Here is a 24,875-nt window from a genome sequence, read left to right as displayed (position 1 = left end):
TGATGTCAGGGGGCGGCGGCTCAGTCGGCCGCCGCAGAGGTGATCAGGCGGCGGCGCGCTTACGCTGCTCGTTGATCTGGTTGTCGACGCCGTTCACCAGTGAGGTGAGATGGATGTCGAATTCGATCTCGGCGAAGGGGCCGGAGAGGTTGTTCGCCTTGATGCTCGCCTCGTCGGTCCGCTCGGTGACGTCAGGCACCAAGCCATCCCTCGTCGCATAGGCGAAGTCGTCGTTGACCAGCGGGTCGCCGGCGATGTTGATCTGGGTCGTCAGCTTGCGGTGCCCATCGGCGCTGATGAAGAAATGGATGTGGGCCGGGCGCTGGCCGTGACGGCCAAGGGCGGAAAGCAGCTGCTCTGTCGGGCTTCCCGGAGGCACGCCGTAGCCGTGCGGCACGATGCTTTGAAACTTGTAACAGCCTTTGGCGTCGGTGACGATCGTGCGGCGCATGTTGAACGGCGCCTGCAGGCCGGTCGGGTCGAAGTGCGAATAGAAACCGCGGGTGTCACAGTGCCAGACTTCGACCGTCGCGCCCTTCAGCGGCTGGCCGTCGGCATCATAGACGGTGCCGTGCATGATCAGCGTCTGGCCATTGGTGTCGCGGCCATCGTCGAGACGGGCGAAGCCTTCCGAGGCCGGTGCGCCGGCGACATAGAGCGGACCTTCGATGGTGCGCGGCGTCTGATTCTCGATGCCGAGCGCTTCGTCGATCGCGTCGAGACGTTCATCGAGGAAGTGATCGAGGCCGAGGCCGGGCGAGATCAGGCCGGCCTGGCCGGCAGCGCCGATCTCGTTCAGCCAGGCAATACCGGTCCAGTATTCGTCCGGGGTGATGTCGAGATCGTCGATCGCCTTGAACAGGTCAGACATCAGCCGGTGCACGATCTCTTTGACACGCGGGTTGCCGCCGTCCTTGTCGAGGCCGCTCAGAACCTTCAGGAAAGCTTGAGTCTCCGGCTTGTCGAAAATCTTCACGTTCATATCAATTCCTCCACTTGGATTGTCTTGAAGCTCAAGCCGCTTGCCAAACCTCCCGGCCGCGGCACGCACAAATTCTCAGCTATCGTCCTCGCGGATCGAGGATGGGTGCCGAAGCAGCGGCGTGACCTCGATCTGCATGAACTTGAACAGCGGCAGCCCCGAGAGGATCTCGTGCAGCTCGGCATTGTCCTTCACGTCGAAGACGCTGTAGTTCGCGTACTGCCCGGCGATCCGCCAGATATGCCGCCACTTGCCGCTCTGCTGCAGCTGTTGCGAATAGGCCTTTTCCCGGGCGAGGATCTCCGCCGCCTGCTCGGCAGGCAGATCGTGGGGAATGCGAACATCCATTCTGACGTGAAACAGCATGGCTCAGTCCTTACTTCGCAACGCTGATCGTCTTGCGCAGCCCGTCGCGCGCGAAGAAGTTCAGCCGATCTTCATCGAGTTCGATCCCGAGCCCTGGAGCATCCGGCACCGTCAGCTCGAAGTCGCTGTAGTCGAGCGGCGTCGCCAGAATTTCCTCGGTCAAAAGCAGCGGACCGAAGAGCTCCGTGCCCCATTGCAGCTTGGCGAAGGTGGAAAACACGTGGGCTGACGCCACTGTGCCGACACCACCTTCCAGCATCGTGCCGCCATAGAGTTCAATGCCCGCGGCATCGGCGATGACCGCCACGCGCTGCGCATTGAACAGACCTCCGCTCTGTTCGATCTTGACCGCGAAGACGTCGGCCCCCTTGGTCTTGGCGATCTCGAAGGCGCTCTCGGGTCCGGTGAGGGACTCGTCGGCCATCAGCGCCAGCGGGAAACGGCGGACGAGGTGACCGAGCGCTGCGGTCGAAGCCACCGGCTGCTCGACCAGCTCACATCCGGCATCGGCGAGCGCTGCCATGCCGTAGGCGGCCTCAAATTCGCTCCAGGCCATGTTGACGTCGACGCGCACCGCGCCGCGCTCGCCGAGCGCCTTCTTGATCGCCGCCACATGGGCGATATCGTCCTTCAGCGGCCTGGCACCGATCTTCAGCTTGAAGATCCGATGACGGCGTAGCTCGAGCATCTTCTCGGCCTCGGCGATATCCTTGGCCGTGTCACCCGACGCCAGCGTCCAGGCGACCGCCAGGCGCTTGCGCAGTGCCCCGCCGAGCAGTTCGCTGATCGGCAGACCCAGGCGCTTTCCATGGGCGTCGAGCAGCGCCGTTTCCACCGCGCTCTTGGCGAAACGGTTTTCCTTGATCGCCTTGCCGATGCGCGCCATCAGCGCCTTCACGTGGGTCGCGTCCTCACCGACCATGACAGGCGCAAAATAGGTATCGATCGCAAGCTTCATGCTTTCCGGGCTCTCGCCGCCATAGGCAAGCCCGCCGATCGTCGTACCCTCGCCAATGCCGACCGTTCCGTCGCTGCAATGGACCTTCACCAGCATCAGCGTCTGGCCGGTCATGGTCGCGACCGACAGCTTGTGCGGCCGGATGGTCGGCAGGTCGACCAGCATGGTCTCGACCCGTTCGATCACGGGGAAGAGGGCTGCTGTCGGGGCGATGGGTGCAAGGGTCGTGTTCATGACCTGAATGTGCGCCCACGCAGCGGGTGACGTCCAACACCAAATAGGTTACCTATGATACCTTGACGGTATAGTATGGCAAAGATTACGCGCATTCATGCGCTTGCCGCACTGCAACATACCGCAACGGTAGGAAAATGGGGGCTGTAACATTGGATCTGCGCCAGCTTCGCTACTTCGTCGCCGTCGCCCGCGAGCGCAACTTCACCCGCGCTGCCGAGCAGCTGCACATCGCCCAGCCGCCCTTGAGCCGGCAGATCCAGCTTCTTGAGGAAGAACTGGGCGTGCCGCTGATCATCCGCAAGAGCCGGCCGGTGCGGCTGACGGAAGCGGGGCGATTGTTTTACGAACAATCGCTGCAAGTGCTCGGCCGGGTGGAACAGATGGTAGAGGCGACCCGCCGCGTCGGTCTCAACCAGAACCGCGTGCTGTCGATCGGCTTCGTCGCGTCCACGCTCTATGGCGGGCTGCCGACGCTGGTGCGCAAGCTCAGGCAGAACGCGCCGGAACTCGATATCCGGCTGTTGGAGATGGTGTCGGTGCAGCAGATCGCGGCGCTGAAGGAAGGCCGGATCGATGTCGGCTTCGGGCGGCTGCATCACAACGATCCCAATGTCGCCGGCATCCTCATGCGGGAAGAGCGCCTCGCCTTGGCGATACCGCAGGGCACGCCGTTTGCCGATGACACATCTCCGCTTCCGTTGAGTGCGGTTGCCGGGCAAAAACTGATCGTCTACCCGAAGGAACCGCGCCCGAGCTATGCCGATCACGTGTTGAGCCTGCTCCACGCGCAGGATGTGCGCCCGGCCGAGGTGCATGAGGTGCGTGAGATCCAGAGTGCGCTTGGCCTCGTCGCCTCGGATGCCGGACTTTGTATCGTCCCGTCCTCTGCGCGTCAGGTCCGCTCCGATCTGCACTATCGCATGATCGAGGGCGAGCGGGCGACCTCACCCGTCATCCTCAACCATCGGGTCGGCGACAATTCCCGTTACATCGAGCTGATCAAGGCGCTGATCGTGGAAATGTATGCGGAAAACCCGCCCTGGCTCGGCCTCGAGCACAATCTGCCGTTCCGGCCGTCCTTCGTTAAATGACGAGTTCAGGCGTCCTCAGATCCCGTGCTTCACCCGTCGGGGAATTGGCACTTTCCGCCCAGATCTCGCAGGCCATCTCGCGAAGCAAAAGCGCCTCGGCCCAGCGATCAGTCGTATCGTTACCGTCCCTGTCGGTGATGGCATAGGGCCTTGGGCCGAGTTCGCACGTCATGACCAGCTCGGCATCGTTGGCAGCGTGGGAGCGCCAGTGCCGGAAGCCGTAGTCCCACCACTCGCGGAAGAGAGCGACCCAGGGCAGATGGTGGGGAAAGGAAAGCTCGATCTGGATCTGCTGGCAGGAGCCGATACGGCCGTGGAAGGCGCCGGCGTTGCGCAGAATGCGTTGGATCTGGGCGTGGCTTTCGTCTTCCACCGGAAAGGCGAATTCCCGGCCAACGAGATAGTGCGAGAGGTCGGCCAAGAGCGGCAGATCGGGCCGCCGGTCGAGCAGGTCGAGCGTGAAGAGGAGGTCGTTGGTGATCCGGTGACGGTGGGTTTCGATATAGACGGGAACATCCATTTCCTCAGCAAGCCTGGCCCAGCCGTCAAGCAGCGGCAGGCAATCCTCGACCCGGCGCGGGCGAACATCGGCCTGCAGATCGATGTGGCTCACCGGAAACTCCGAGGCCAGTTCCAGCGTCAGGCGCAAATCCTCGACGCTTCGAGGAAAACAGACGCCCTCGATCTTCAAGCCCGTTCCGCGGATCACGGCATTGAGGTGCTCGACATCGCGCCGATTGGTATAATGCGCGCTGATGCCGTCGAACCCGGCCTCGACGATCATTGCGATGTTCTCTTCGAGACTGCGCTCAAAGCCGTCCGCATGCCGGCGCTCCATCGCCCAGAGCGATTGAAAGACAAGCAGCTTCTGCATCAGGCGGCCCTGGCACTTTTGAGCAGCGCCTTGAGGTTCACGCTGGCGTCGGCGAGCGCTCCCGGATCGGGACTGACGCCGGCAGCAATCAGCATTTCCGAGAGCTTGATATCCTTGGCGAGACCATTGCCGAAACCGAGGCCAGCGGCGGCGACGAGACGCCCGCCATCGAGGTAGAATTCGAGTTCGCCACCATCGAGCTGGCGTGTCACGCTTTGATGGTCCGGATGGGGCAGGCCCGCCACCTGCAGGCCGAGATCGTATTGATCGGTCCAGAACCAGGGGATGGCAGAAAAAGCCTCCTTGCCGCCGGCCATGTTGAGGGCCGCGACCTCGGCCTGGGTGCGTGCATTGCGCCAGCTTTCGAAGCGCACATACCCGCCACCCGGCTGGGCCACGGCGGCGCAATCGCCTGATGCATAGATGTTCGGATCGCTGGTGCGCAGATAGCCATCCGTCAGGATACCGTTGCCGACGGCAAGCCCCGCCGCCTCCGCGAGTGCTGTATCCGGCTGGACGCCGATGGCGGCGACGGCGATATCGGCCGGCACCGGAGTGCCGTCGGAAAGAACAACCGCATCACCGGTGATTTCGGCGATCCCCTGCCCCAGATGGAAGGTGACGCCCTCATCCTGATGCCGGGCATGAAGCTTCGCGGCAAAACGCGGCGGCACCGCGCGACCGAGCGGCTTCGGCGCCATTTCGATAACGCTAACCATGATGCCCTTGCCGCGCAGCACCGCCGCAAGCTCCATGCCGATCAGTCCACCGCCGATGATCGCAACGTGTCTGCCGGCTTCGGCACGGGCGAAGATCGCCGCCGCATTGGCGTAGGTGCGGAAATCCAGTGCGCGCTCGGTCCCTATGCAAGCGAGGCGCCTCGGACGGGCGCCGGTGGCGAGCAACAGCTTGTCATAGGTGAGCGTCCGGCCATCGCTCAAGGTGACGGAGCGGTCACCGGCATCCAGTCGGGATGCAGAAACACCTTGCCGGTAGTCGATACCGGCGGCCTCCAGCGCCTCAGCGCCGCAGATCGGCTTCATCTGTACGGCGCCATTGAGCGGCTTCGACAACGGTGGCCGCTCATAGGGCAGATGCGGTTCCGTGCCGATGAGCGTGACGCTGCCGGCAAAGCCAGTTTCACGCAGGGCAAAGGCCGCGCGCGTGCCGGATTCCCCGGCGCCGATTATGACGATGCGATCCATGGCTTGCTCCGTAGATCATGCGTTGACGTGCGGGGCGGTCGCAAAACCGCACGCAAGATTTGTCAGCCCGTTCAAAAAGGTGGCCGGCGCAGGCAGGAGAAGTGCGCCGGCCCACAGCGCCGCGCATCCGTTCAGACGCGCAAAGGTCGCTGTAAAACTCTGAATTCCTGCATGTTTCTGTGCTTCAATCGGCGACGATTAAGGAAACATGCAGGAGGAGGATCAGTTGCGCGCCGCGTAATCGGCCATGTTTTTCGGCGTAACGAGCTCGAAGGGAACCCAGACGTTCTTTTTGACGCTTTCACCGCGCACCAGCGAGACGGCCGTGTCGACGGCGCTAGCCGATTGCCCCTTGGCGTTCTGGAATACGGTTGCGTCGAGGTCGCCGGCGGCCATGGCGGCAAGCCCGTCCTGGGTCGCGTCGATGCCAACGACGATCACGTCGTCCATCGATACACCGGCGGCCTTCAGCGCCTGGATGGCGCCGATCGCCATTTCGTCATTGTTGGCAAAGACCACGTCGATCGGCTGTCCGGCGGTGATCCAGTTGGTGGTGAGATCCATCGCATTGGTGCGCGTCCAGGCGGCCGACTGCTCGTCGGCAATCGTCGCACCCTTGCAGTCGCCGGCAGCGAGCGTTTCCTTGAACGCCGAGGTGCGGTCGCGCGAGGCCTGGTGAGCAAGGTCTCCCATCAGGATATAGACCTGCGCATCACTGGCCTTGCCCTTTTCCTTCAGCAGCGAACAGGCAGCTTCCGCACCCAATCTGCCGGAGTCCGTTTCTTTCGAGCCGACATAGGCCTGCTTTTCCGGCAGCTTGCCGAGGTTATCCGGCTCTAGATTGAGATAGACGAGCGGAATACCGGCCTTCTCAGCGGCTTCGCTGATGCCGGGGGCGGCCGAGGTATCCGTCAGCGTCATGATGATCGCGTCGACGCCGCCCGCGATGAAATTGTTCACCTGGTTGAGCTGCTTGGAGATGTCGGTCTGTGCGTCTTCGATCTGAACGGTGGCGCCGTTGACTTCGGCAGCGCGGGCATTGATGCCCTCACGCAGCAGCGTCTGGAAGTTGTTGTCGAAGCTCTGCATCGAGACGCCGATCGTCTCCGCCGAGGCAGCACTTCCCATCAAGGCGGCAAGCGCAGCCGCCAGGTACATGGATTTCATGATTTCCTCCCGAGGGTGCCGGATCACCCGATCGCATTCCGGAGGCCCGATGGGCCTGATCAATGCTTGCGTGGTGGCCTTAGCCGAGCGCCACACGAACCTCGCCGTCGACGATTTCGGCGGGATAGGTCTTGAGATTCTCGCAGGCCGGAAGCCTGATGGCTTCACCGGTGCGATAATCGAAGGCGCCGGAATGCTTGGGACATTCCACCTCGTAGTCCATGACGAGGCCATCAGCGAGGTGAACGGCCTCGTGGGTGCAGAGCCCGGCGGTGCAATAGACGCTATCGTCGGGACCGCGGTAGACGGCGTAGGTTCGGCCGCCATGGTCGAAGCGGATCGCCCCTTCCTGTTCGATATCGTCCAGCTTGCAGGCTGGTACCCAGGTGATCACGTTGCTCATTCTGCTGCCTCCCCGATGGTGTTGCGTGCCTTGCGGGCTGCGAGTTTTTCCTTGCGTTTGCGGTAGCGCTCCTGCATCCGCGCCTCGCCCTCCTTGGAGCCGTCGTGCCAGGTGCCGAACCAGCGATCGAGCGGGATCAGGGCGTCGCCGTAATTCACCTCGAAATACTTGTGGTGCAGGTAATGCGCATAGGCGTGGCTATCGACGAGCGTCTCTTCACCGACCTCGACCTTGTCGAAGCCGACATGGCCGGGAATGGCACCGAAGCCCGCGTAGTGCAGCTGGTAAAGCATCAGGATCGGGTTGGACGGCAGGATCAGGTGATAGAAGGCGGTGGCGAAGTAGAGCAGGTGCTCGACCGGATGCATCGACAGCGACGACCAGGGCGACGGGTTCACCGAATTGTGGTGGACCGAATGCACCCACTTGTAGAGCAGCGGCGTGTGGATGAGCCGGTGCATGCAGAAGAAATGGAACTCGTGGATAACAGGCACCACCAATGCGACGAGCGCGAGCGTCCAGGGATTGTCCGCGAAGCTCAGCCACGGCGCATAGCCATTGGCGTAGGCCCAGAGCATGGCGACTTCGACGGCGGTCCAGATCGTCACGCCTGAGAGGAACGTGCGCAGGATGTTGTCGAGATTCTGGCTTTCGAACCAGAAGGCTTTGCTCTTCTGCTCGGCCGGAAACTTGCCGTTGTACTTGAACCGGTTTTCCTGCCGTTTCAGCACATAGAGATGCAGCTCGAAAGCGCCGTAGAAGAAGAAGACGCAAACCGCGTTGACCGCATAGAGCCAGGCGATCCAGCCGACGCTCAAGCTCTGCATCGCCTCGACCGGCGGGATCACCCAGGCCCAATAGACGACGGCCGACGCCGCGAAGATCGCATTCCAAGGAAAGAAGTAATGCGGCAGCCACTTGACGAGCGCCAGCAGTTTTGGCGGGAAGGCAAACAGCGGCGCCGTTTCGATCGGCTCGTTCGGCGCCCAGTCGCCGCGCTTGTTGCGGGTTCCATATTTCAGATCGTCCATGGCGCTCTCCTCCCGGTGGACCGCATGCGCTCCGCCCTAAATCCTTCGAAGGAGGTTGCTTTCCGGGTCTGTCGGAGCGCCTCCTTCTTGATAAAAATCTAGCAGGAGGCGGTCGGAACGGCGAAAGCTTGTTTGATCAAATCAGATCAAAGGCTTTCGGCTGTGATGGTAATGAAGCGAATGGGGGCGGTGTCCGGCTCCATCTCGGAAAGCCCGATCCGCCGCAGCATCAGGTCAAGCGAGCGACGGGCCTGTGCCTCCGGCGCCTGGTCGAGCACGACGTCCATGATGCCGTCGCTAAGCGCCTTGCGGGTGTAGTCGGTCAGCTCATGGCCGACGAAGAAGATTTCGGTGCCACGCTTATGTCGGCGAAGCACGTCGATCAGGGCCGCATTCGCGCCGCCGGCATTATAGAGCCCGGCCATATCCGGATACATGTCGAGCGCCCATCGCAACGCTTCGGCGCCATAGTGCTCCTCGTCGCGGGTAAAACCCAGCCACTCGAACCGGCGGTCGCCCGGATGCCCCTCAAAATAGTCCGAGAAGCCACTGAGGCGGTCGCGATGGACCTGATAGATCGGGTGGCAGAGCGCGACGACGGGCCCCGCCTTGCGCGCCATGCGCGCGATGAAGAGTGCCGCCGTTCGTCCGGCCGCGTGATTGTCGATGCCGACGAATTCGCCCAAGTCGTGCGAGGCCCTTGTCACGACATGGACCACCGGCACGCCGCGCACGATCACGGCTTCGACAGCGGCGCTGATCAGCGGATGATTGGGCACGGCCAGGATCAATCCGGCGCGGCTAACCTCGGCTGAAAGGATGCGCCTGGCGATCTCCTCCGGCTTCATTTCCTCGGTAAAGCTGCGATGCACGACGACGAGCGGATCCAGCGTCTCGGCGATCCGCTGAAAGGCCTGCGACAGGCGGCGATAGAAGGTCGTCTCCGGCCGCACCATCAGCACATCGATGCGCAAAAGCCCGCGATGGGTCTCGGGAAGGGTTCGCGGATAATTCAGCGCGCGCGCCGCAACGACGACTTTTTCGACGAGGTCCGGGCGAACACCACCGCGGCCGTTCAAGACCCGCTCGACCGTCGCGGTACCGACGCCTGCGAGCTTAGCGATGTCTCGGTAGTTCGGCTTGCTCACGGAGACCTATCCTCGGCATCGACACATATTCAAAGCGCTTTAGCACGAGAGAGCGCTCGCTCGACAGAGCATCGGCTCAAGTTGGGCTCGCCAAGGTCGCAACGTCACCTATATGCATCGGGACATCGAACCGGATCGAGGCTTCCATGACTTATGAATTGTATTATTGGGACGGCATTCAGGGCCGCGGCGAGTTCGTGCGGCTGGCGCTCGAAGATGCCGGCGCCGATTACATCGATGTCACCCGTGAACCGGGCCGCGGCACCGGTGAAATGATGAAGCTGATGGAGAGCGCCACCGAGGCGCACGTGCCATTTGCGCCGCCCTTTCTGAAAGATGGCAACCAGATCATCTCGCATGTCGCCAACATCCTCTTCTACCTCGGCCCCAAGCTCAGCCTTGCGCCTGACGGTGAGGCGCTGCAGTGGTTCGCCAATGGCCTGCAGCTCACCGTCACCGACTTAATCGCCGAAGTGCATGACACGCACCATCCGATCGCGACTTCGAAATATTATGAGGAGCAGAAGGCGGAGGCGAAGGACCGCGCATTCGAATTCGTCACCAACCGCATCCCGAAGTTTCTCGGTTATTTCGAGCGGATTCTCGCGCAAAACCCTGATGGCAGCGGCCATGCAGTCGGGAACGCCGTCACCTATGTCGACCTTTCGCTGTTCCAGGTGATCGAGGGGCTACGCTATGCCTTTGCCAAAGCGATGCGGCACTATGAGGAGGACTACCCCAATCTCATGAAACTGCACGCCTCGGTGAAAGCCCGGCCGAACATCGCCGCCTATCTCGCCTCATCGCGACGGCTGGCCTTCAATGAAGACGGCATCTTCCGCAATTACCCGGAACTGGATATCGCGCCCTGACGGAAACTCCCCTCAGGCGGCCGCCGCCTGGTGCTCCCGCAGGAACGCGGAGACGCGCCTCAAGCCTCCGCGTAGAATGCCTTCGTTGTTGGCGTAGCCGATCCTGAGATAGCCTCCCATGTCCATGGCGCTGCCCGGCGTGAACATCACGCCGGTTCGCTGTAGCAGTTGCAGGCAGAATGCCTCTGAAGTCATCGGCAGGTCGTATTTCAGAAGCGCCGTCGTGCCCGACTGCGGCTTGATCCAGGCGATCAACGGCTAAGCACCCACTCAGTCCGAGAGAATGGCGAGGTTGGTGCACCGTCTACAGCTCGGCGCAGGCCTATGCCTACATCAATGACGGCGACGGCGTCGTGGCCTTCGTCCGCAACGTCATCTCGTAGACAAGGCCTAAGCTGCCACCCGCTACTCGACGTAGTTCCAGGGGACGAAGCGATAGAGCGTCTCGTCGCGCGCCACATGGCCAACACCGGGGAACGGCAGATGCGCACCGGCGACGAGGTATCGCCCATCGGCCGCATCCGCCAGCGCCACGGCACGCGTCGCTGCCGCCGCGGTGCCGTCGACGTCGAAGCTGACGAAGACGTCAGGCGTGTCGAACTGGATGTAGTCGCCGTGAATGACGTCCCCCCAGAATACGAGGCGCTGGCCGTCATCCGCTTTCAGCACGATCGCGGAATGCCCGGGCGTGTGCCCGGCGCGCAGGGTCGATCCGAGGTTCGGCAAGACGTCCGCGTCGTCGGCGAAACGCTTCACTTTTCCGGCGGCGATATAGGGGGCCAGGGCATCGTGCGCTCGCTGAAAGTCGGTCTTCTGCGCCTCGGTCAGCGCCGTCACGCCCTCCCGCTCGATCCAGTAGCGGTATTCGCGCTCGGCGAGATGGATCTCGGCATTCGGGAATTGTGCTTTGCCGTCGATGGTGAGGCCGCCCGAGTGGTCGGCGTGCACATGGGTCAGGATCACCGCGTCGACCTGGTCGGCGCGATAGCCGGAGGCCGTGAGATGCCTCAAGAGCTTGCCGGCGGCAATGCCGAGCAGGCTCCCCGACCCGGCATCGATCAGCACCAGCCGTTCGCCGTCGTTGACGAGATAGGCGTTGATCGACAGATGCGGCTCCTTGCCGAGGAAGTTTTCGTCCAGCCTGCGCTGCAGCTCGCCTTCCGGTTCGTTCTGATAGATCTTTGTCATCGGCAACGCCAAGGTGCCGTCCGACAAGGCGGTGACTTCGAACTTTCCGAAGCGGAAGCGATAGTAACCGGCATTGGCGACGGTCGATAATGGCGCGGCGGAAAAGGCGATCCGCGGTGCGAGCGGCAACAGGGCCGCGGCGGCAAGAAGGCCCAAAGCTTGTCTGCGAGTGGTCATGATCGGCTCCTTCGATTGGATGCCGAGACGCTATCAATTCAACCGTCGGTCGATTATCCTGCGATCGTGGAAGTAATTGTTCCGGAAACGCATGAAATCCCCCCAATCTGCCGATCTCAACAGCCTCAGGATTTTCCTCGAGGTCGCCCGCTCAGAGAGCTTTTCCTCAGCTGCGCTTCGCCTGCACCTGCCACCGAGCACGGTCAGCCGGCGCCTGGGCGAGCTTGAGGCAGCGCTTGGCGTCGCCCTGCTGCTGCGCTCCACCCGCCGGGTCTCCTTGACCGAGGCCGGAAAGCATCTGCTGGAATCGGTCGGGGGCGCCGTCGAGCTCATCGACCGCGGCATCGCCGGCTTCCAACCGGCCGACGGTACGGCGCGCGGGCGCCTAAGGGTCGCGACGTCAGTCGCCTTTGCCCGTACCTTCCTGCCACCGATCCTGAAGCGCTATGCGGAACTCTGCCCAGAAGTCCAGGTCGACATGCAGACCACCCACCAAAATGTCGATCTGATCGGCGAAGGCGTCGACGTGGCCTTAAGGATGGGCGAACCCGTCGACAGCGAGATGATCTACCGCAAGATCGGAACGATCGAGCAGCGCCTCTATGCCTCTCCCGCCTATTGCGCAGGATTGGCGCTGTCTTCGCCCGAGGACCTCATGCACGTCGCCCTGGTGGCACACCGGACGCGCATGCGACGGGAGCTTGCCCATTGGGTGCTGTCAGACGGCAACAGGCACTTTACGCTCGAGCGCCCGCCATCGGTCGTCGTCGACGATCCGGCGATCAGCGAGCGGCTGATCGCCGAGGGCCTCGGCATCGGCATGCTGAGCGATGCGCTCGCCGCCGATGGCGTCTCCGCCGGACGGCTCGTTCCGGTTCTTCCCGAGTGGTCGGGGCCATCCACCCATCTTTACTATCTCTTCCACCAGCAACTCGGCGATCTGCCGAAAGTGGCAGAATTCTTGAAGGCCGTGCGCGAAACGTTTCGGATTCGCGACGCGTGACCTCGCGGCCAGGGCACCGTGCGTTCGAACGAGCGCAGTAGCCCTCACTTGAGCGCGGATGCTAGGGCTGGATCTCTTCGATCTTATCCACCCGATCCGGATAGAAGGCCAACCGGTCCTTGATGGCGGCCACCGCCGCGTGCGGGTTTTCATAGGTCCAGACGGCGTTGCGCGACCGCTCGCCGCCCAAGGGGATGCTGAAATAGGAGGCGTCACCCTTATAGGGACAATGGGACGAATGATCGGTGCGCTCAAGCAAGGACATGTCGACATCCTCACGCGGGATGTACTGCACAGCGGGATAGGTTGCCTCGCGCAGAGCCAGCGCATCGCGGGTGTCGGCAATGACGCGCCCGCCGAGGGTGACGACGACACGGGCCTGGTTTTGCTCGATGGTGATCGGATGATCGGGACCGGGGATCTTGATCGGATTGTCTGACATGGGCGACCGCCTCCAGAACGTTACGGATACTAGGTGGTTACCTCGCCGGCCAATTCCAACCGGTCACGCCAAAAACCCTCAGCTGTTTGCCGCCGGAGAACGGACGGCTGTTGAGGGTTCTACCGCGGCCGCCGTCGGATGGCTCTCGTCGAGCAGCTTGCGCACCTCCATCACGCCCTTGGCCGTATCCGACCAGCTGTGTCTCCAGACGAGAAGCGCGACCGAGCCGACGATGGCGATAAGAAAGGCGATCGGCCCCAGGAACCAGAGCGCGGCGGCAACGGTGAAGTAATAGGAGCGGACACCCTGGCTGAAGGATCGAAGGGCCGGATTGATCATCAGCGACAGGGCGTGGGCCCATGCGGCGATGTCGCGGGCTTCTTCGCGCGAAGGGCTCGCTCCGATCGCTGCGAGGCAATAGTTGATCTGCCGCACCGCCCAGATGAATTCGGACAGCCCGCGCAGCAAGGTCGCCATGACGAGCAGCACCTTGCATTGAAACAGCCACAACGGCTCGATCGGCGCGAACATCGCGATGATGCCCGACTGAAGGCCAATCGTCGGCTGGATGAAAAGCGCACTGCTCATGGCGACGATGACGATGAGATTGGCCGAGCCGAAGAACGAGGCCGAATTGATCGTGTGACCGAGAATGGCGGCGTCACCGATGAAGTTGGTATCCCGCGTCAGCACCTCGCGCATCCAGGCCTGCCGGACACGCACCATGTCCAGCATCAGGCTGTCTGTCCGGCGCGGCCAACCAAGCGCCATCATCGGCTCCAGTCCCACCCAGGTCACGAGGAACAGGATAATCGCAATCCAATCAAGCATCTGCACGGCCAGCCTCCCACCATAGCAGTTCCTAATAGAAGCCGCGGCGAGCGGCGCGTCAACGCGGCGGCGCAAGTCGGGACTGCCGAAGCCGACGGCGTCGCCAGCACTTGCTGACAATCCCTGGGACTTATGTGTCATCACCGGATTGACTCGGCCTGTATCCTGGATACAATTTGCCTCGATCTTGGGAGGGATCGATGAACCAATCCTTTGAATGGCGAAGCCAGTCACGCTTGCTCGACGAAGTGGCCCAGGCCCTTCGCGAACGTATTTATGCCGGCGTCTATGCGCCGGGCGCGACGCTGCGCCAGGAAAAGATCGCCGCCGAGTTCGGCATCAGCCGCACGCCGCTGCGCGAGGCGCTGCGCGTGCTCGAGCGCGACGGGCTGGTCGTCAACAAGCCGGGCAGCGGTGTCCGGGTCGCAACCGCCGACCTGCCGAAACTGCTGGATGCCTACGCGGTGCGTGAGGCGATGGATGGCGTGGCGGCCCGCAACGCCGCCGAGCGGGCGACAAATGCCGAGATCAAGGATCTGGCAAAGCAGGTGGAGCGCCAGCGCAAGACCGTCGAAAACTGGGATCCAGGCGCCTACACACAGTCCAACGTCGTCTTTCACGAGGCGATCGTTGCGGCCTCGCGCAATGCGTCGCTGGCGCCGCTCGGGCCGCTTCTGCGCATGACCTCGCAGGTTTTTGCCCCAGCCTTTTCGCTTTCGAGCGAGCGGGCGAGCACTGCGGTCGCCGAACACGGGCTGATCGTCGAGGCGATCGCCGCACGGAACCTTGATGAATCCGAGAAACTGGCCCGCGCCCACATCAACGCGACGGCCATGAGATTGAAGGCGCTGCTTGAAGAGCGCGGGACTGACAAAGAGGCATGACTGTGAAGACCTACGGCAATTTCATCGCGAACAAGTGGCAGGACGCAACGGGCGGCGAGTTCATCGCCGTCAGGGATCCTTCCAACGGCCTGGAATTTGCGCGCATCGCCCGGGGCACTCGGGACGATATCGATCTCGCCGTGCGTTCGGCACGCGCGGCACTCTCAGGTGAGTGGGGACGCCTGACGCCGACCGAGCGCGGCCGGGTGCTGACCCGGATTTCGGCCGGTGTGCTGCGCAACATCGACCTTCTGACGGAGCTCGAAGCACGCGATGTCGGCAAGCCGCTGACCCAGGCGCGCGCCGATGTCGTGGCGCTTGCGCGCTATCTCGAATTCTATGGCGGCGCCGCCGACAAGGTTCATGGCGACACCATCCCCTATCAGAACGGCTTCACCGTACTGACCGTCTACGAGCCACATGGCGTCACGGGCCATATCATCCCCTGGAACTACCCGATGCAGATCCTCGGCCGCAGCCTCGGCGCGGCCCTTGCCATGGGCAACGCCGCCGTCGTCAAGCCGGCCGAAGAGGCCTGCCTCACCATCTTGGAGTTCGCCCGCATCGCCGAAGAAGAGGGCTTGCCCTCGGGCGCGCTCAACATCGTCACCGGCTTCGGCTCGGAGGCGGGCGCAGCGCTTTCGGAACACCCCGATGTCAACCACATCTCCTTTACCGGCTCGGTCCGCACCGGCGAGATGGTGCAGGCAGCCGCGGCGAAGAACGCCGTGCCGGTGACGCTGGAACTCGGCGGCAAGTCGGCGCAGATCGTCTTTGCCGATGCGGATCTCGACCGCGCGGTCCCCTTCCTCGTCAATGCCGGCATCCAGAATGCCGGTCAGACCTGCTCGGCCTCGTCTCGCATTCTGGTCGAGCGTGCCGTCTATGAAGAAGTGGTCGCGCGGATGAGCGAACGGTACCGCGCCCTGAAGGTCGGTCCTGCTGGCAGCGATCTCTCGGTCGGCCCGGTCGTCTCGCAGCGGCAGAAGGCGATCGTCGAGGGCTTCCTTGCCGACGCCGCCAAGGATGGCCTGAAGGTCGCGGCGCAGGGCGAGATCGTCGCCGACGCGCCGGCCGAGGGCGCCTATGTCGCGCCGACGTTGCTGCGCGACGTGCCGCACCAACACCGCACGGTGCAGGAAGAGATCTTCGGCCCGGTTCAGGTGATCATGCCCTTCGACGGCGAGGAGGAAGCCATTCGACTTGCCAACGGCACCGCCTATGGCCTCGTCTGCGGCGTCTGGACCAATGACGGCGGCCGGCAGTTGCGCATGGCGCGCGCCGTGCACGCCGGCCAGGTCTTCATCAACAATTACGGCGCCGGCGGCGGCGTCGAGCTGCCCTTCGGCGGCGTCAAGAAATCGGGCCATGGCCGCGAGAAGGGTTTTGAGGCCCTCTACGGCTTTTCCAGCATGAAAACCATCTCTGTCTACCACGGCTAGAGCGCGCAAAACCGCAGGCGGCGTTCCACCCGCATCGCGCTCCAACCCATGATCTAAGTCTCCTTGGGAGGAACAACAAAGTGTCACTGGAAGGTAAAGTCGCTCTCATCACCGGCGCAGGCTCCGGTTTCGGCGAAGGCATTGCCAAGCGCTTCGTCGAAGGCGGCGCCAAGGTCATCGTCGTCGATCGCGATGCCGCAGGCGCAGAGCGCGTCGCCAAGCAACTCGGCAGCAATGCCATCGCCGTGGTTGCCGATATCGCCAAGGAAGCCGACGTTAATGCGGCCGTTGCGGCGGGTCTCAAGCAGTTCGGGCGCGTCGATATCCTGATCAACAATGCCGGCATCGGCCACAAGCCGCAGAACGCCGAACTGGTCGAGCCCGACGAATTCGACCGTATCCTCGGCGTCAATGTGCGCGGCGTCTACCTGATGACGCGGGCGCTGCTGGCGCACATGAAGGAAAACAAGGCGGGCGTTATCGTCAACATCGCTTCGACCGGCGCCAACCGGCCGCGTCCGAACCTTGCCTGGTACAATGCGACCAAGGGCTGGGTCGTTTCTGCCACCAAGGCGCTCGCGATCGAGCTCGCGCCCTTCAACATCCGCGTCGTCGCGCTCAACCCGGTTGCCGGCGAAACGCCGCTGCTGACCACCTTCATGGGCGAGGACTCCGACGAAATCCGCAAGAAGTTCCGCGATTCCATTCCGCTCGGACGCCTGCTGAAGCCGGAAGACCTTGCGGAGGCCGCCTTCTTCGTCGCCTCGCCGCAGGCGTCGATGATCACCGGCGTGGCGCTCGACGTCGACGGCGGCCGCTCGATCTGATTATTTCGACCTGATTTCTGGGACCATAAACAACGAAACCGCAAAGCGGGGGAACCATGATGAATTTGACGAAACTGGCGCTTGCCTCGTGCTTCATTGCCGCGTCGCTGACGCCGGCGATGGCCAAGGATACGATCACCGTCGGCCAGGTGCTCGAGCCGCCGGGCCTCGACCCGACCGCGGGCGCCGCCGCACCCATCCGCTACATCACCTACGGCAACCTTTTCGAAGGTCTCGTCCGGGTGGTGGAAGACGGCACGGTGAAGCCGCTGCTCGCCGAGAGCTGGACGATCTCCGACGACCAGAAGACCTACAGCTTCAAGCTCCGCCAGGGCGTCAAGTTCCATGACGGCGCGGCTTTCGACTGTTCGGTGGTGAAATTCTCCTATGAGCGCGCCGTCTCGGCCGATTCCACCAATGCGCAGAAGGGCCTGTTCGAGCCGATCGAAAAGACCGAATGCCCGGATCCGGCAACCGCGGTCGTGACGTTGAAGCGCCCGGCCTCCAACTTCCTCTTCAACATGGCCTGGGGCGACGCGGTCATGATCGCGCCGTCGTCGGCCGCCGACAACAAGACCAAGCCGGTCGGTACCGGCCCGTTCAAGTTCAAGGAATGGGCGAAGGGCGACAAGGTGGTGCTGGAAAAGAACGCCGACTATTGGGGCGAACCGGCCAAGCTCAGCGAAGTGACCTTCAAGTTCATCAGTGACCCCTCGGCTGCAGCGGCCGCCGTTCTTGCCGGCAACGTCGATGCCTTCCCGATGTTCCAGGCCGCAGAACTGGTCAGCCAGTTCCAGAGCGACCCGAACCTGCAGGTTGAGGTCGGCAGCACCTCGGGCAAGGTGGTGCTTGCGCTCAACAATGCGAAGAAGCCCTTCGACGACGTGCGCGTGCGGCAGGCGCTTGCCCATGCGATCGACCGCAAGACGCTGGTCGAAGGCACTTACTCGGGCTTCGGCACGACCATCGGCTCGCATTATTCGCCGGTCGAACCCGGTTATGTCGATCTGAACGAGACCTACCCCTATGACCCCGGCAAGGCGCAGCAACTGCTGCAGGAAGCGGGCGTTCAGAACCTCGAAATCACCATCATGCTGCCGCCGCCGGCCTATGCCCGCCGCGGCGGCGAGATCATCGCGGCCATGCTCAGCGAAGTCGGCATCAAGGTGAACCTCGTTCCGATCGAGTTCGCACAATGGCTGGATCAGGTCTTCAAGAACTCGAACTTCGACGCAACGATCATCGCCCATGCGGAAGCCCGCGACCTCGATATCTATGCGCGCGACAAGTACTACTTCAACTACCAGAACCCGGAATACAAGGCGCTCTACAAGTCCTACACGCTGGCTGCGACCGAGGCCGAGCAGATGGACCTGATCGGCCAGCTCCAGCGCAAGCTCGCAGCGGACGAACCGAACGTCTTCCTCTACGCGCTGCCGAAGATCGGCGTCTGGAACAAGAAGGTGAAGGGTCTCTGGAAGAACATGCCGGTGCCGGCCGACGACCAGACCCAGACCTATTGGGAAAACTGATCGACTTTCATTGAGCGGGATGCGGACGGAAATCCGCACCCCGCTCCAGCATCTGCCCCTCGTTGGGGCGGACGCAGATCTGCCGTTGATTGACGCACCCGGCGCCGGTCAACGCTCGCTCTTTCCGGGAGGTTGATGTGATTTCCTTCATTGGCGGTCGCCTCGTGTCGCTCTTGCTGACGACGCTGGTCGCCTCAGTCATCGTCTTTCTGCTGATGCAGGTGCTGCCCGGCGACCCGGCCGTGCTGATGCTCGGCATGAATGCCGACGCAGATGCGATCGCGGCGCTGCACCGGCAGCTCGGCCTCGATCAGCCGATCTGGATCCGCTACCTCCACTGGATCGGCGGCTTCGTCGTCGGCGATTTCGGCATGAGCCTCACCTATTCGGTTCCGATCCGGGAGCTGCTTGGCCCGCGCATCCTGGTGACGCTGCCGCTGGCGCTGCTCTCCATGGCAATCTCGGTCGCCGTCGCCATCGCCATCGGCGTCTATGCCGCCGCCAACCGCGGCAAGGCCGGCGACACCGTCGTCATGGGCATCGCCCAGGTGGGCGTCGCCATCCCAAACTTCTGGCTGGCGCTTCTCTTCATCCTGCTCTTCGCGCTGAAGCTCGCCTGGTTCCCGGCCTCCGGCTTTGCCGGCTGGGAAGGCGGCATCTGGAACGGCCTGCATTCGCTCATCCTGCCGGCGCTCGCACTCGGGCTGCCACTTGCGGCCATTCTCGGACGCGTCACGCGCTCGGCCGTCATCGAGACGCTCGGCGAGGATTTCATCCGCACCGCGCGCGCCAAGGGGCTTAGCCGTTCGGGCGCTCTCTGGAAGCATGCGGTGCCCAATGCGCTCATTCCGGTCGTCACCATTATCGGCCTGCAATTTTCCTTCCTGCTTGCCGGCACGATCATCATCGAAAATGTCTTCAACCTGCCGGGTATCGGCCGCCTCGTCTTCCAGGCGATCGCGCAGCGCGATCTCGTGACGGTGCAGACGCTGGTGACCCTGCTTGCCGCCTCCGTCATCACCATCAATTTCCTCGTCGATCTGGTCTACGGCTATCTGGATCCGCGCCTGTCGAGGGGAGGCCACTGATGTCCGCTCCTGCAGCCGCCGCGCAACCCAGCCTCATCTCCAAGCTTATCGGCAGCCGAAATCTGACGATCGGCGCCACCGTCACCGTCATCCTCGTGGCGATGGCGCTCGTCTCCTATGTCTGGACGCCCTATTCGCCGACGGCGATGAATTTCCGCGACAAGCTGCAGGGACCGAGCCTTGCCCATTGGTTCGGCACCGACAACTTCGGCCGCGACATCCTGTCGATGATCATGGTCGGCGCCCGCAACTCGATCAGCGTCTCGATCGTCGCGGTTCTCGTCGGTGCCGGCATCGGCGTGCCGCTTGGCGCTTGGGCGGCTGCTCGCGGCGGCTTTGTCGATGGTCTCGTCATGCGCATGAGCGACCTCGCCTTCGCCTTCCCGGCGCTTCTGACCGCCGTCATCATCACCGCGATCTTCGGTCCGGGCGCTACCAACGCGATGATCGCGATCGGCATCTTCAACATACCCGTCTTTGCCCGCGTCACCCGCGGTGCCTCGATGGGCCTCTGGAAACGCGAATATGTGCAGGCCGCGCGCTGCGCTGGCCGCGGCGACGTCGCGATCACGTTTCTGCACATCCTGCCCAACATCAACCACGTGCTGCTCGTTCAGGTGACGATCCAGTTCGCTTTGGCGATCGTCGCCGAAGCCGGCCTTTCCTATGTCGGCCTCGGCACGCAGCCGCCGATGCCGAGCTGGGGCAAGATGCTGAACGACGCCCAGACCTTCATCTATCAGGCGCCCTGGCTCGCGATCTTCCCGGGACTGGCGATCACCTTCGCCGTGCTCGGCCTCAACCTGCTCGGCGATGGCCTGCGCGACATTCTCGACCCGCGCGTGAGGCGGCAACGATGACCAAACCCTTGCTTCACATGGCCGGCATGTCGGTCGAACTCACCGCGGGCAAAAGCACGGTCGATATCGTCTGCGACATCGATCTCGAACTCAACCGCGGCGAACGGCTTGGGATCGTCGGTGAGTCCGGCAGCGGCAAGTCGATGACAGCCCTTGCCGTCATGGGCCTGCTTCCGCAGCGCATGCGGGTGCGCGGCGAACTTTCCTTCGACGGCCGCAATCTCGCGGGCTTGGGCGAAGCCGACTATTGCGGCTATCGCGGCCGGCGCACGGCGATGATCTTCCAGGAGCCGATGACGGCGCTCAATCCCGTCAAATCGATCGGCGCGCAGATCGCCGAGGGACGGCGGCTGCATCTCGGCGAAACGAAAGCCGATGCGGAGAAGAAAGCGCGTGCGCTGCTCGACCGCGTCGGCCTGCCGGCACCGCGCTTCGACCTCGATCTCTACCCGCACCAGCTCTCCGGCGGCCAGCGGCAGCGCGTGATGATCGCGATGGCGATCGCCTGCGAACCGGATCTACTGATTGCGGACGAGCCCACGACGGCGCTCGACGTTACGGTGCAGGCGCAGATCCTCGATCTGCTCGACGAGCTGATCGAAGACACCGGCACAGCGCTGATGCTGATAACCCACGATCTCGGCGTCGTCTCCGAGATGACCGACCGCATCGCGGTCATGTATGCCGGCCGCATCATCGAAACCGGGCGCACGGACGATGTCTTTGCGCGCATGGCGCATCCCTATGCCCGCGGCCTTTTCGCCGCGTCGCCGCATGGCGCAGCCCTTGGCTCCCGCCATCAAGGCGATGGGCGCCCGCGGCTGAATGCCATCCCCGGTATCGTTCCGGATCCTTTTGGCCGTCCATCCCACTGCTCCTTTGCGGACCGCTGTTCCTTCGCTGAGGCCGACTGCCGTCAGGCGATCCCGGCACTCGACCTGATCAATTCCGATGGAAATGTGCAGCATCGCGCCGCCTGCTTTCATCCGCGCGAAAGGATGGTGGCACCGTGAGCGAGGTGATCCTCAAAACCACCGATCTGGTGCGCGAATACGACCTGCCACGCCCGTCGATCTTCTCGAAGCAGAGCCGCCTGCGCGTGCTCCATGGTGTCAGCGTCGCACTCGCCGCTGGCCAGAGCCTCGGCATCGTCGGCGAAAGCGGCTCCGGCAAGTCGACCCTGGCCCGCGCCGTGATGGGGCTGGAGCGACCGCAATCGGGCCAGGTGTCGATCGCCGGCAAGGATATCTACGCGCTCGATCGCGCCGGACTGCGAGAGGCGCGCAAGGGGTTTCAGGCGATCTTCCAGGATCCCTACGGCTCGCTCGATCCGCGCCACACGGTTCGGACGATCATCTCCGAGCCGATCGTTTCGCTGGAGCGTGGAACGGGCACCACGGAGCGCAACCGGCGCATCGCCGAGGTGCTGGAGGCCGTCGGCCTACCCTTGGCGTCGGCCGACAAGTATCCGCACGAATTCTCCGGCGGCCAGCGCCAGCGCATCGCCATCGCCCGCGCGCTGATCACCCGGCCGGCCCTGATCGTCGCTGACGAGCCAGTGTCTGCACTCGACGTCTCGATCCAGGCGCAGGTTTTGAACCTGATGATGGACCTGCAGGAAAGGCTCGGCCTTTCCTATCTGTTCATCAGCCACGATCTCGGCGTCGTGCGCGCCATCACCGACCGGGTTGCCGTCATGCATCTCGGCCGCATCGTCGAGGAAGGACCGACGGCCGAGGTCTTCGACAACCCGCGCCATCCCTATACTCAGGCGCTGGTCGCTGCCGTGCCGAAACCGTTTTCCGGACGGCGCAAGCGGGTGCGCTCCGCTGGGCCGCCGCAAACGCCCGTCCATACCGCGACGACCGCAGCCGGCTGCGCCTATGCTGCCGTCTGTCCCCGCAGGCAGGAGATCTGTCTGACCCGAACGCCTGAGGCCAAGCCGGTGACGCCGGCCTGGTCCGCCCGCTGCCATTTTGCCTAGGAAGTGCCCCATGTCCGAACTCGCCGATCTCTCCGCCGTCGATCTCGTCGACGCCTACCGCTCGAAGAAGCTTTCCCCCGTCGAGGTCACCGAAGCGGTGATTGCCCGCATCGACGCTTCCGAGCCAAAGCTGAACGCGCTTTGGGCCTATGACCCCGCCGAGGCGCGCAAGGCCGCCAAGGCATCGGAAGAGCGCTGGGCAAAGGGTGAACCTCTGGGCGCAATCGACGGTGTGCCGGTGACGATCAAGGAAAACATCGCAACCAAGGGCACCGCCGTGCCGCTCGGCTGTGCTGCCGTGTCGCTGACGCCTGCAACCGCCGACGCGCCGCCGGCAGCCCGCACCCGCGAGGCAGGCGGCATCCTTCTCGCCAAGACCACCATGCCGGACTACGGCATGCTGTCTTCCGGCCTTTCCAGCTTCCACAAGCTGGCCCGCAACCCCTGGGACCTCTCAGCCAATCCGGGCGGCTCGAGCGCCGGCGCGGGTGCGGCAGCCGCGGCCGGTTATGGCCCTCTGCACATCGGCACGGATATCGGCGGCTCGGTCCGGCTGCCGGCCGGCTGGTGCGGCGTCGTCGGTCTGAAGCCCTCTGCGGGGCGCGTGCCGATCAACCCGCCCTTTATCGGCCGCGTTGCCGGCCCGATGACCCGGACGGTCGCCGACACGGCACTCTACATGTCGGTGCTGTCGCAGCCAGACGCCCGGGACACGATGTCCCTGCCCTATGCCGATCTCCCCTGGCTCGATCTTGATCGTGATCTGAAGGGTCTGAAGATCGGCCTCTGGCTCGACGCCGGCTTCGGCCAGTCGGTCACGCAAGAAACGGAACAGGCGGTCAAGAAGGCGGCACAGCTCTTTGCCGATGCCGGCGCGATCATCGAGCCGATCGGCCCCTTCCTGACGCGCGAAATGATCGACGGTCTCGACCGCTTCTGGCGGGCGCGCGGCTGGGAAGACGTGTCGCGCCTTTCGCCGGAAAAGCAGGCGCAGATCCTGCCCTATATCTTCGACTGGATCAAAACGGCCGAGAATTTCTCCGGCCGCGAGGTCTATACCGGCTTCGCCCAGATCGACGCCATGCGCAACGCGCTGCATGCGGCACTTTCCGGCTATGATTTCATCCTGTCGCCGACAGCACCGACGGCCTCCTATCCGGCTGAATGGGCCTCGCCGGTCAACGACCCGCAGAAGCCGTTCGAACACATCGCCTTCACAGTCGCCGTCAACATGGGCGGCCAGCCGGCAATCTCGCTCAACTGCGGCTACACCTCAGGCGGACTGCCGATCGGCCTGCAGATCATCGGCCAACAGTTCGACGACATCGGCGTGCTGCGCCTCGCGCGTGCCTTCGAGACCATGCGCCCTCAGCAGCGCCCATGGCCAAAGGTCGCATGATGAGCGACACCATGCGTTACACCATCGAAAGCGGCGATCTCGAAAACATCGTTTCCCGCCTGCTCGACATCGTTCGCCGGCTCGGCGTCAGCGTCTCGAAACTCGCGATCGAGGTAGACGGCGGCAACGCCAATCTTGAAATCGCCCTCGCTCCGGCCTCGCAGGCTGTCGCCAACACGCTGCGCGAGCGCATCGGACAGATCGAAGGCGCGAAGGCAGCGGTCTAGCCCGCATCATTATCAACGCGGCCGTGCCGCTTTACACCGACTGAAAACCACAGGAGTGCCGACAATGGCCCGCAAACTTTTCATCCTCCCCGGCGACGGCATCGGCCCGGAAGCCATGGCGGAAGTCCGCAAAATCATCGCCTACATGAATGCCGAGCTTGGTGCCGGCTTCGTGACGGACGAGGGCCTGGTTGGCGGTTCGGCCTATGACGCCCACGGTCAGGCGATCTCGGAAGAGGACATGAAGAAGGCGCTTGCCGCCGATGCGGTGCTGTTCGGCGCCGTCGGCGGTCCGAAGTGGGATGCGGTGCCCTACGAGGTGCGCCCGGAAGCCGGTCTGCTGCGTCTGCGCAAGGATCTCGAACTCTTTGCCAACCTGCGCCCGGCGATCTGCTACCCAGCGCTTTCCGCCGCCTCGTCACTCAAGCCGGAACTGGTCGAAGGCCTCGACATCCTGATCGTGCGCGAATTGACCGGTGGCGTCTATTTCGGCGAACCGAAGGAGATCGTCGATCTCGGCAACGGCCAGAAGCGTGGCATCGACACCCAGGTCTACGACACCTACGAGATCGAGCGCATCGCCGGCGTCGCCTTCGAGCTGGCCCGCACCCGCAACAACCGCGTCTGCTCGATGGAAAAGCGCAACGTCATGAAGTC

27 protein-coding genes are annotated in these 24,875 nt (G+C 63.5%); 14 read left to right on the top strand and 13 right to left on the bottom strand.

Translation table 11 applies throughout. The annotated features are described in order from the left end of the window. Positions 1-43 precede the first annotated feature (43 nt). The 3 genes from catA to ASD63_RS11920 form a co-directional block, all read right to left on the bottom strand. A complete protein-coding gene (gene catA, locus ASD63_RS11930; RefSeq protein WP_034801723.1) occupies positions 44-982 on the bottom strand; it encodes a catechol 1,2-dioxygenase in 939 nt (312 codons plus the stop codon). Positions 983-1,057: 75 nt separating this feature from the next. Continuing rightward, positions 1,058-1,348 carry a muconolactone Delta-isomerase gene (gene catC / locus ASD63_RS11925; RefSeq protein WP_034801725.1) on the bottom strand — a complete coding sequence of 97 codons (291 nt, stop codon included), beginning with the start codon at positions 1,346-1,348 and terminating at the stop codon, positions 1,058-1,060. A 10-nt stretch (positions 1,349-1,358) separates the two neighbouring features. After that, positions 1,359-2,540 (bottom strand): muconate/chloromuconate family cycloisomerase, encoded by a 1,182-nt coding sequence (locus ASD63_RS11920; protein WP_060529333.1) that lies wholly within the window; start codon positions 2,538-2,540, stop codon positions 1,359-1,361. Positions 2,541-2,692: 152 nt separating this feature from the next. Between ASD63_RS11920 and ASD63_RS11915 the strand changes: the two genes are divergently transcribed. Continuing rightward, the gene (locus ASD63_RS11915; RefSeq protein ID WP_034801727.1) at positions 2,693-3,634 is read left to right on the top strand and encodes a LysR family transcriptional regulator; all 942 of its coding nucleotides are present in this window, start codon (positions 2,693-2,695) and stop codon (positions 3,632-3,634) included. On the opposite strand, the gene ASD63_RS11910 is transcribed toward ASD63_RS11915, so the two are convergent. The 6 genes from ASD63_RS11910 to ASD63_RS11885 all read right to left on the bottom strand — a co-directional run bounded on the left by ASD63_RS11910 (position 3,627) and on the right by ASD63_RS11885 (position 9,462). Then, positions 3,627-4,508: a xylose isomerase gene (locus tag ASD63_RS11910; RefSeq protein ID WP_089042900.1), complete on the bottom strand. Its 882-nt coding sequence runs from the start codon at positions 4,506-4,508 to the stop codon at positions 3,627-3,629. The genes ASD63_RS11915 and ASD63_RS11910 overlap by 8 nt on opposite strands. Continuing rightward, entirely contained in the window at positions 4,508-5,713 is a 1,206-nt protein-coding gene (locus tag ASD63_RS11905) for an FAD-dependent oxidoreductase (RefSeq protein WP_060529332.1), read from the bottom strand. Before ASD63_RS11905 ends, ASD63_RS11910 begins: the two co-directional genes overlap by 1 nt. A 222-nt stretch (positions 5,714-5,935) precedes the next feature. Beyond that, on the bottom strand, positions 5,936-6,880 hold the full coding sequence (locus ASD63_RS11900) for a substrate-binding domain-containing protein (protein WP_060529331.1): 945 nt from the start codon (positions 6,878-6,880) through the stop codon (positions 5,936-5,938). A 79-nt stretch (positions 6,881-6,959) separates the two neighbouring features. Continuing rightward, complete coding sequence (locus tag ASD63_RS11895) at positions 6,960-7,271, bottom strand: MocE family 2Fe-2S type ferredoxin (RefSeq protein WP_034801776.1); 312 nt, start codon at positions 7,269-7,271, stop codon at positions 6,960-6,962. An 8-nt stretch (positions 7,272-7,279) separates the two neighbouring features. Then, positions 7,280-8,314 carry a sterol desaturase family protein gene (locus ASD63_RS11890; RefSeq protein WP_034801733.1) on the bottom strand — a complete coding sequence of 345 codons (1,035 nt, stop codon included), beginning with the start codon at positions 8,312-8,314 and terminating at the stop codon, positions 7,280-7,282. A 146-nt stretch (positions 8,315-8,460) separates the two neighbouring features. After that, entirely contained in the window at positions 8,461-9,462 is a 1,002-nt protein-coding gene (locus ASD63_RS11885; protein ID WP_034801735.1) for a LacI family DNA-binding transcriptional regulator, read from the bottom strand. Positions 9,463-9,608: 146 nt separating this feature from the next. Here ASD63_RS11885 and ASD63_RS11880 point away from each other — a divergent pair, with 146 nt between their 5' ends. Further along, positions 9,609-10,334 carry a glutathione S-transferase gene (locus tag ASD63_RS11880; RefSeq protein WP_060529330.1) on the top strand — a complete coding sequence of 242 codons (726 nt, stop codon included), beginning with the start codon at positions 9,609-9,611 and terminating at the stop codon, positions 10,332-10,334. Positions 10,335-10,346: 12 nt separating this feature from the next. Here the strand turns inward: ASD63_RS11880 and ASD63_RS11875 are convergent, their stop codons facing one another. Further along, positions 10,347-10,589 (bottom strand): hypothetical protein, encoded by a 243-nt coding sequence (locus ASD63_RS11875; RefSeq protein WP_060521852.1) that lies wholly within the window; start codon positions 10,587-10,589, stop codon positions 10,347-10,349. A 150-nt stretch (positions 10,590-10,739) separates the two neighbouring features. After that, on the bottom strand, positions 10,740-11,699 hold the full coding sequence (locus tag ASD63_RS11870) for an MBL fold metallo-hydrolase (protein ID WP_060521851.1): 960 nt from the start codon (positions 11,697-11,699) through the stop codon (positions 10,740-10,742). A gap of 91 nt (positions 11,700-11,790) precedes the next feature. Here ASD63_RS11870 and ASD63_RS11865 point away from each other — a divergent pair, with 91 nt between their 5' ends. Then, positions 11,791-12,702, top strand: coding sequence for a LysR family transcriptional regulator (locus ASD63_RS11865; RefSeq protein ID WP_060529329.1), 912 nt, complete (start codon positions 11,791-11,793; stop codon positions 12,700-12,702). Between the two features lie 61 nt (positions 12,703-12,763). On the opposite strand, the gene ASD63_RS11860 is transcribed toward ASD63_RS11865, so the two are convergent. Together ASD63_RS11860 and ASD63_RS11855 are read right to left on the bottom strand one after the other, a co-directional pair. Then, complete coding sequence (locus ASD63_RS11860; protein ID WP_060529328.1) at positions 12,764-13,144, bottom strand: DUF427 domain-containing protein; 381 nt, start codon at positions 13,142-13,144, stop codon at positions 12,764-12,766. Between the two features lie 78 nt (positions 13,145-13,222). Beyond that, on the bottom strand, positions 13,223-13,981 hold the full coding sequence (locus tag ASD63_RS11855) for a DUF599 family protein (protein WP_090426018.1): 759 nt from the start codon (positions 13,979-13,981) through the stop codon (positions 13,223-13,225). A 194-nt stretch (positions 13,982-14,175) separates the two neighbouring features. On the opposite strand from ASD63_RS11855, the gene ASD63_RS11850 reads away from it, so the two are divergent. The 11 genes from ASD63_RS11850 to ASD63_RS11800 form a co-directional block, all read left to right on the top strand. Further along, positions 14,176-14,859 carry a GntR family transcriptional regulator gene (locus tag ASD63_RS11850; protein WP_034801749.1) on the top strand — a complete coding sequence of 228 codons (684 nt, stop codon included), beginning with the start codon at positions 14,176-14,178 and terminating at the stop codon, positions 14,857-14,859. Then, positions 14,856-16,301 (top strand): aldehyde dehydrogenase family protein, encoded by a 1,446-nt coding sequence (locus ASD63_RS11845; protein WP_060529327.1) that lies wholly within the window; start codon positions 14,856-14,858, stop codon positions 16,299-16,301. The genes ASD63_RS11850 and ASD63_RS11845 overlap by 4 nt, the downstream gene beginning before the upstream one ends. A gap of 80 nt (positions 16,302-16,381) precedes the next feature. Beyond that, the gene (locus ASD63_RS11840) at positions 16,382-17,128 is read left to right on the top strand and encodes a glucose 1-dehydrogenase (protein ID WP_034801753.1); all 747 of its coding nucleotides are present in this window, start codon (positions 16,382-16,384) and stop codon (positions 17,126-17,128) included. Positions 17,129-17,184: 56 nt separating this feature from the next. After that, the gene (locus ASD63_RS11835; RefSeq protein ID WP_034801755.1) at positions 17,185-18,660 is read left to right on the top strand and encodes an ABC transporter substrate-binding protein; all 1,476 of its coding nucleotides are present in this window, start codon (positions 17,185-17,187) and stop codon (positions 18,658-18,660) included. A gap of 137 nt (positions 18,661-18,797) precedes the next feature. Further along, positions 18,798-19,748 carry an ABC transporter permease gene (locus tag ASD63_RS11830; protein ID WP_034801757.1) on the top strand — a complete coding sequence of 317 codons (951 nt, stop codon included), beginning with the start codon at positions 18,798-18,800 and terminating at the stop codon, positions 19,746-19,748. Beyond that, entirely contained in the window at positions 19,748-20,608 is an 861-nt protein-coding gene (locus ASD63_RS11825) for an ABC transporter permease (protein WP_034801759.1), read from the top strand. The genes ASD63_RS11830 and ASD63_RS11825 overlap by 1 nt, the downstream gene beginning before the upstream one ends. Continuing rightward, the gene (locus ASD63_RS11820) at positions 20,605-21,621 is read left to right on the top strand and encodes an ABC transporter ATP-binding protein (RefSeq protein WP_034801761.1); all 1,017 of its coding nucleotides are present in this window, start codon (positions 20,605-20,607) and stop codon (positions 21,619-21,621) included. The genes ASD63_RS11825 and ASD63_RS11820 overlap by 4 nt, the downstream gene beginning before the upstream one ends. Then, positions 21,618-22,592, top strand: coding sequence for an oligopeptide/dipeptide ABC transporter ATP-binding protein (locus ASD63_RS11815; RefSeq protein ID WP_082566572.1), 975 nt, complete (start codon positions 21,618-21,620; stop codon positions 22,590-22,592). The genes ASD63_RS11820 and ASD63_RS11815 overlap by 4 nt, the downstream gene beginning before the upstream one ends. A gap of 10 nt (positions 22,593-22,602) precedes the next feature. Next, positions 22,603-23,991, top strand: a complete 1,389-nt coding sequence (locus tag ASD63_RS11810; protein WP_034801763.1) for an amidase — start codon at positions 22,603-22,605, stop codon at positions 23,989-23,991. Next, on the top strand, positions 23,973-24,218 hold the full coding sequence (locus tag ASD63_RS11805; RefSeq protein ID WP_034801765.1) for a hypothetical protein: 246 nt from the start codon (positions 23,973-23,975) through the stop codon (positions 24,216-24,218). Before ASD63_RS11810 ends, ASD63_RS11805 begins: the two co-directional genes overlap by 19 nt. Before the next feature lie 64 nt (positions 24,219-24,282). Continuing rightward, a partial coding sequence (locus ASD63_RS11800) for an isocitrate/isopropylmalate family dehydrogenase (RefSeq protein WP_244497236.1) occupies positions 24,283-24,875 on the top strand: 593 nt, incomplete at its 3' end.

It is taken from the genome of Ensifer sp. Root558, assembly GCF_001427045.1.
GTDB lineage: Bacteria > Pseudomonadota > Alphaproteobacteria > Rhizobiales > Rhizobiaceae > Ensifer > Ensifer adhaerens.
The sequence above is the reverse complement of the archived record's forward strand: the minus strand, read 5'-3'. Positions and strand labels throughout refer to the sequence as shown.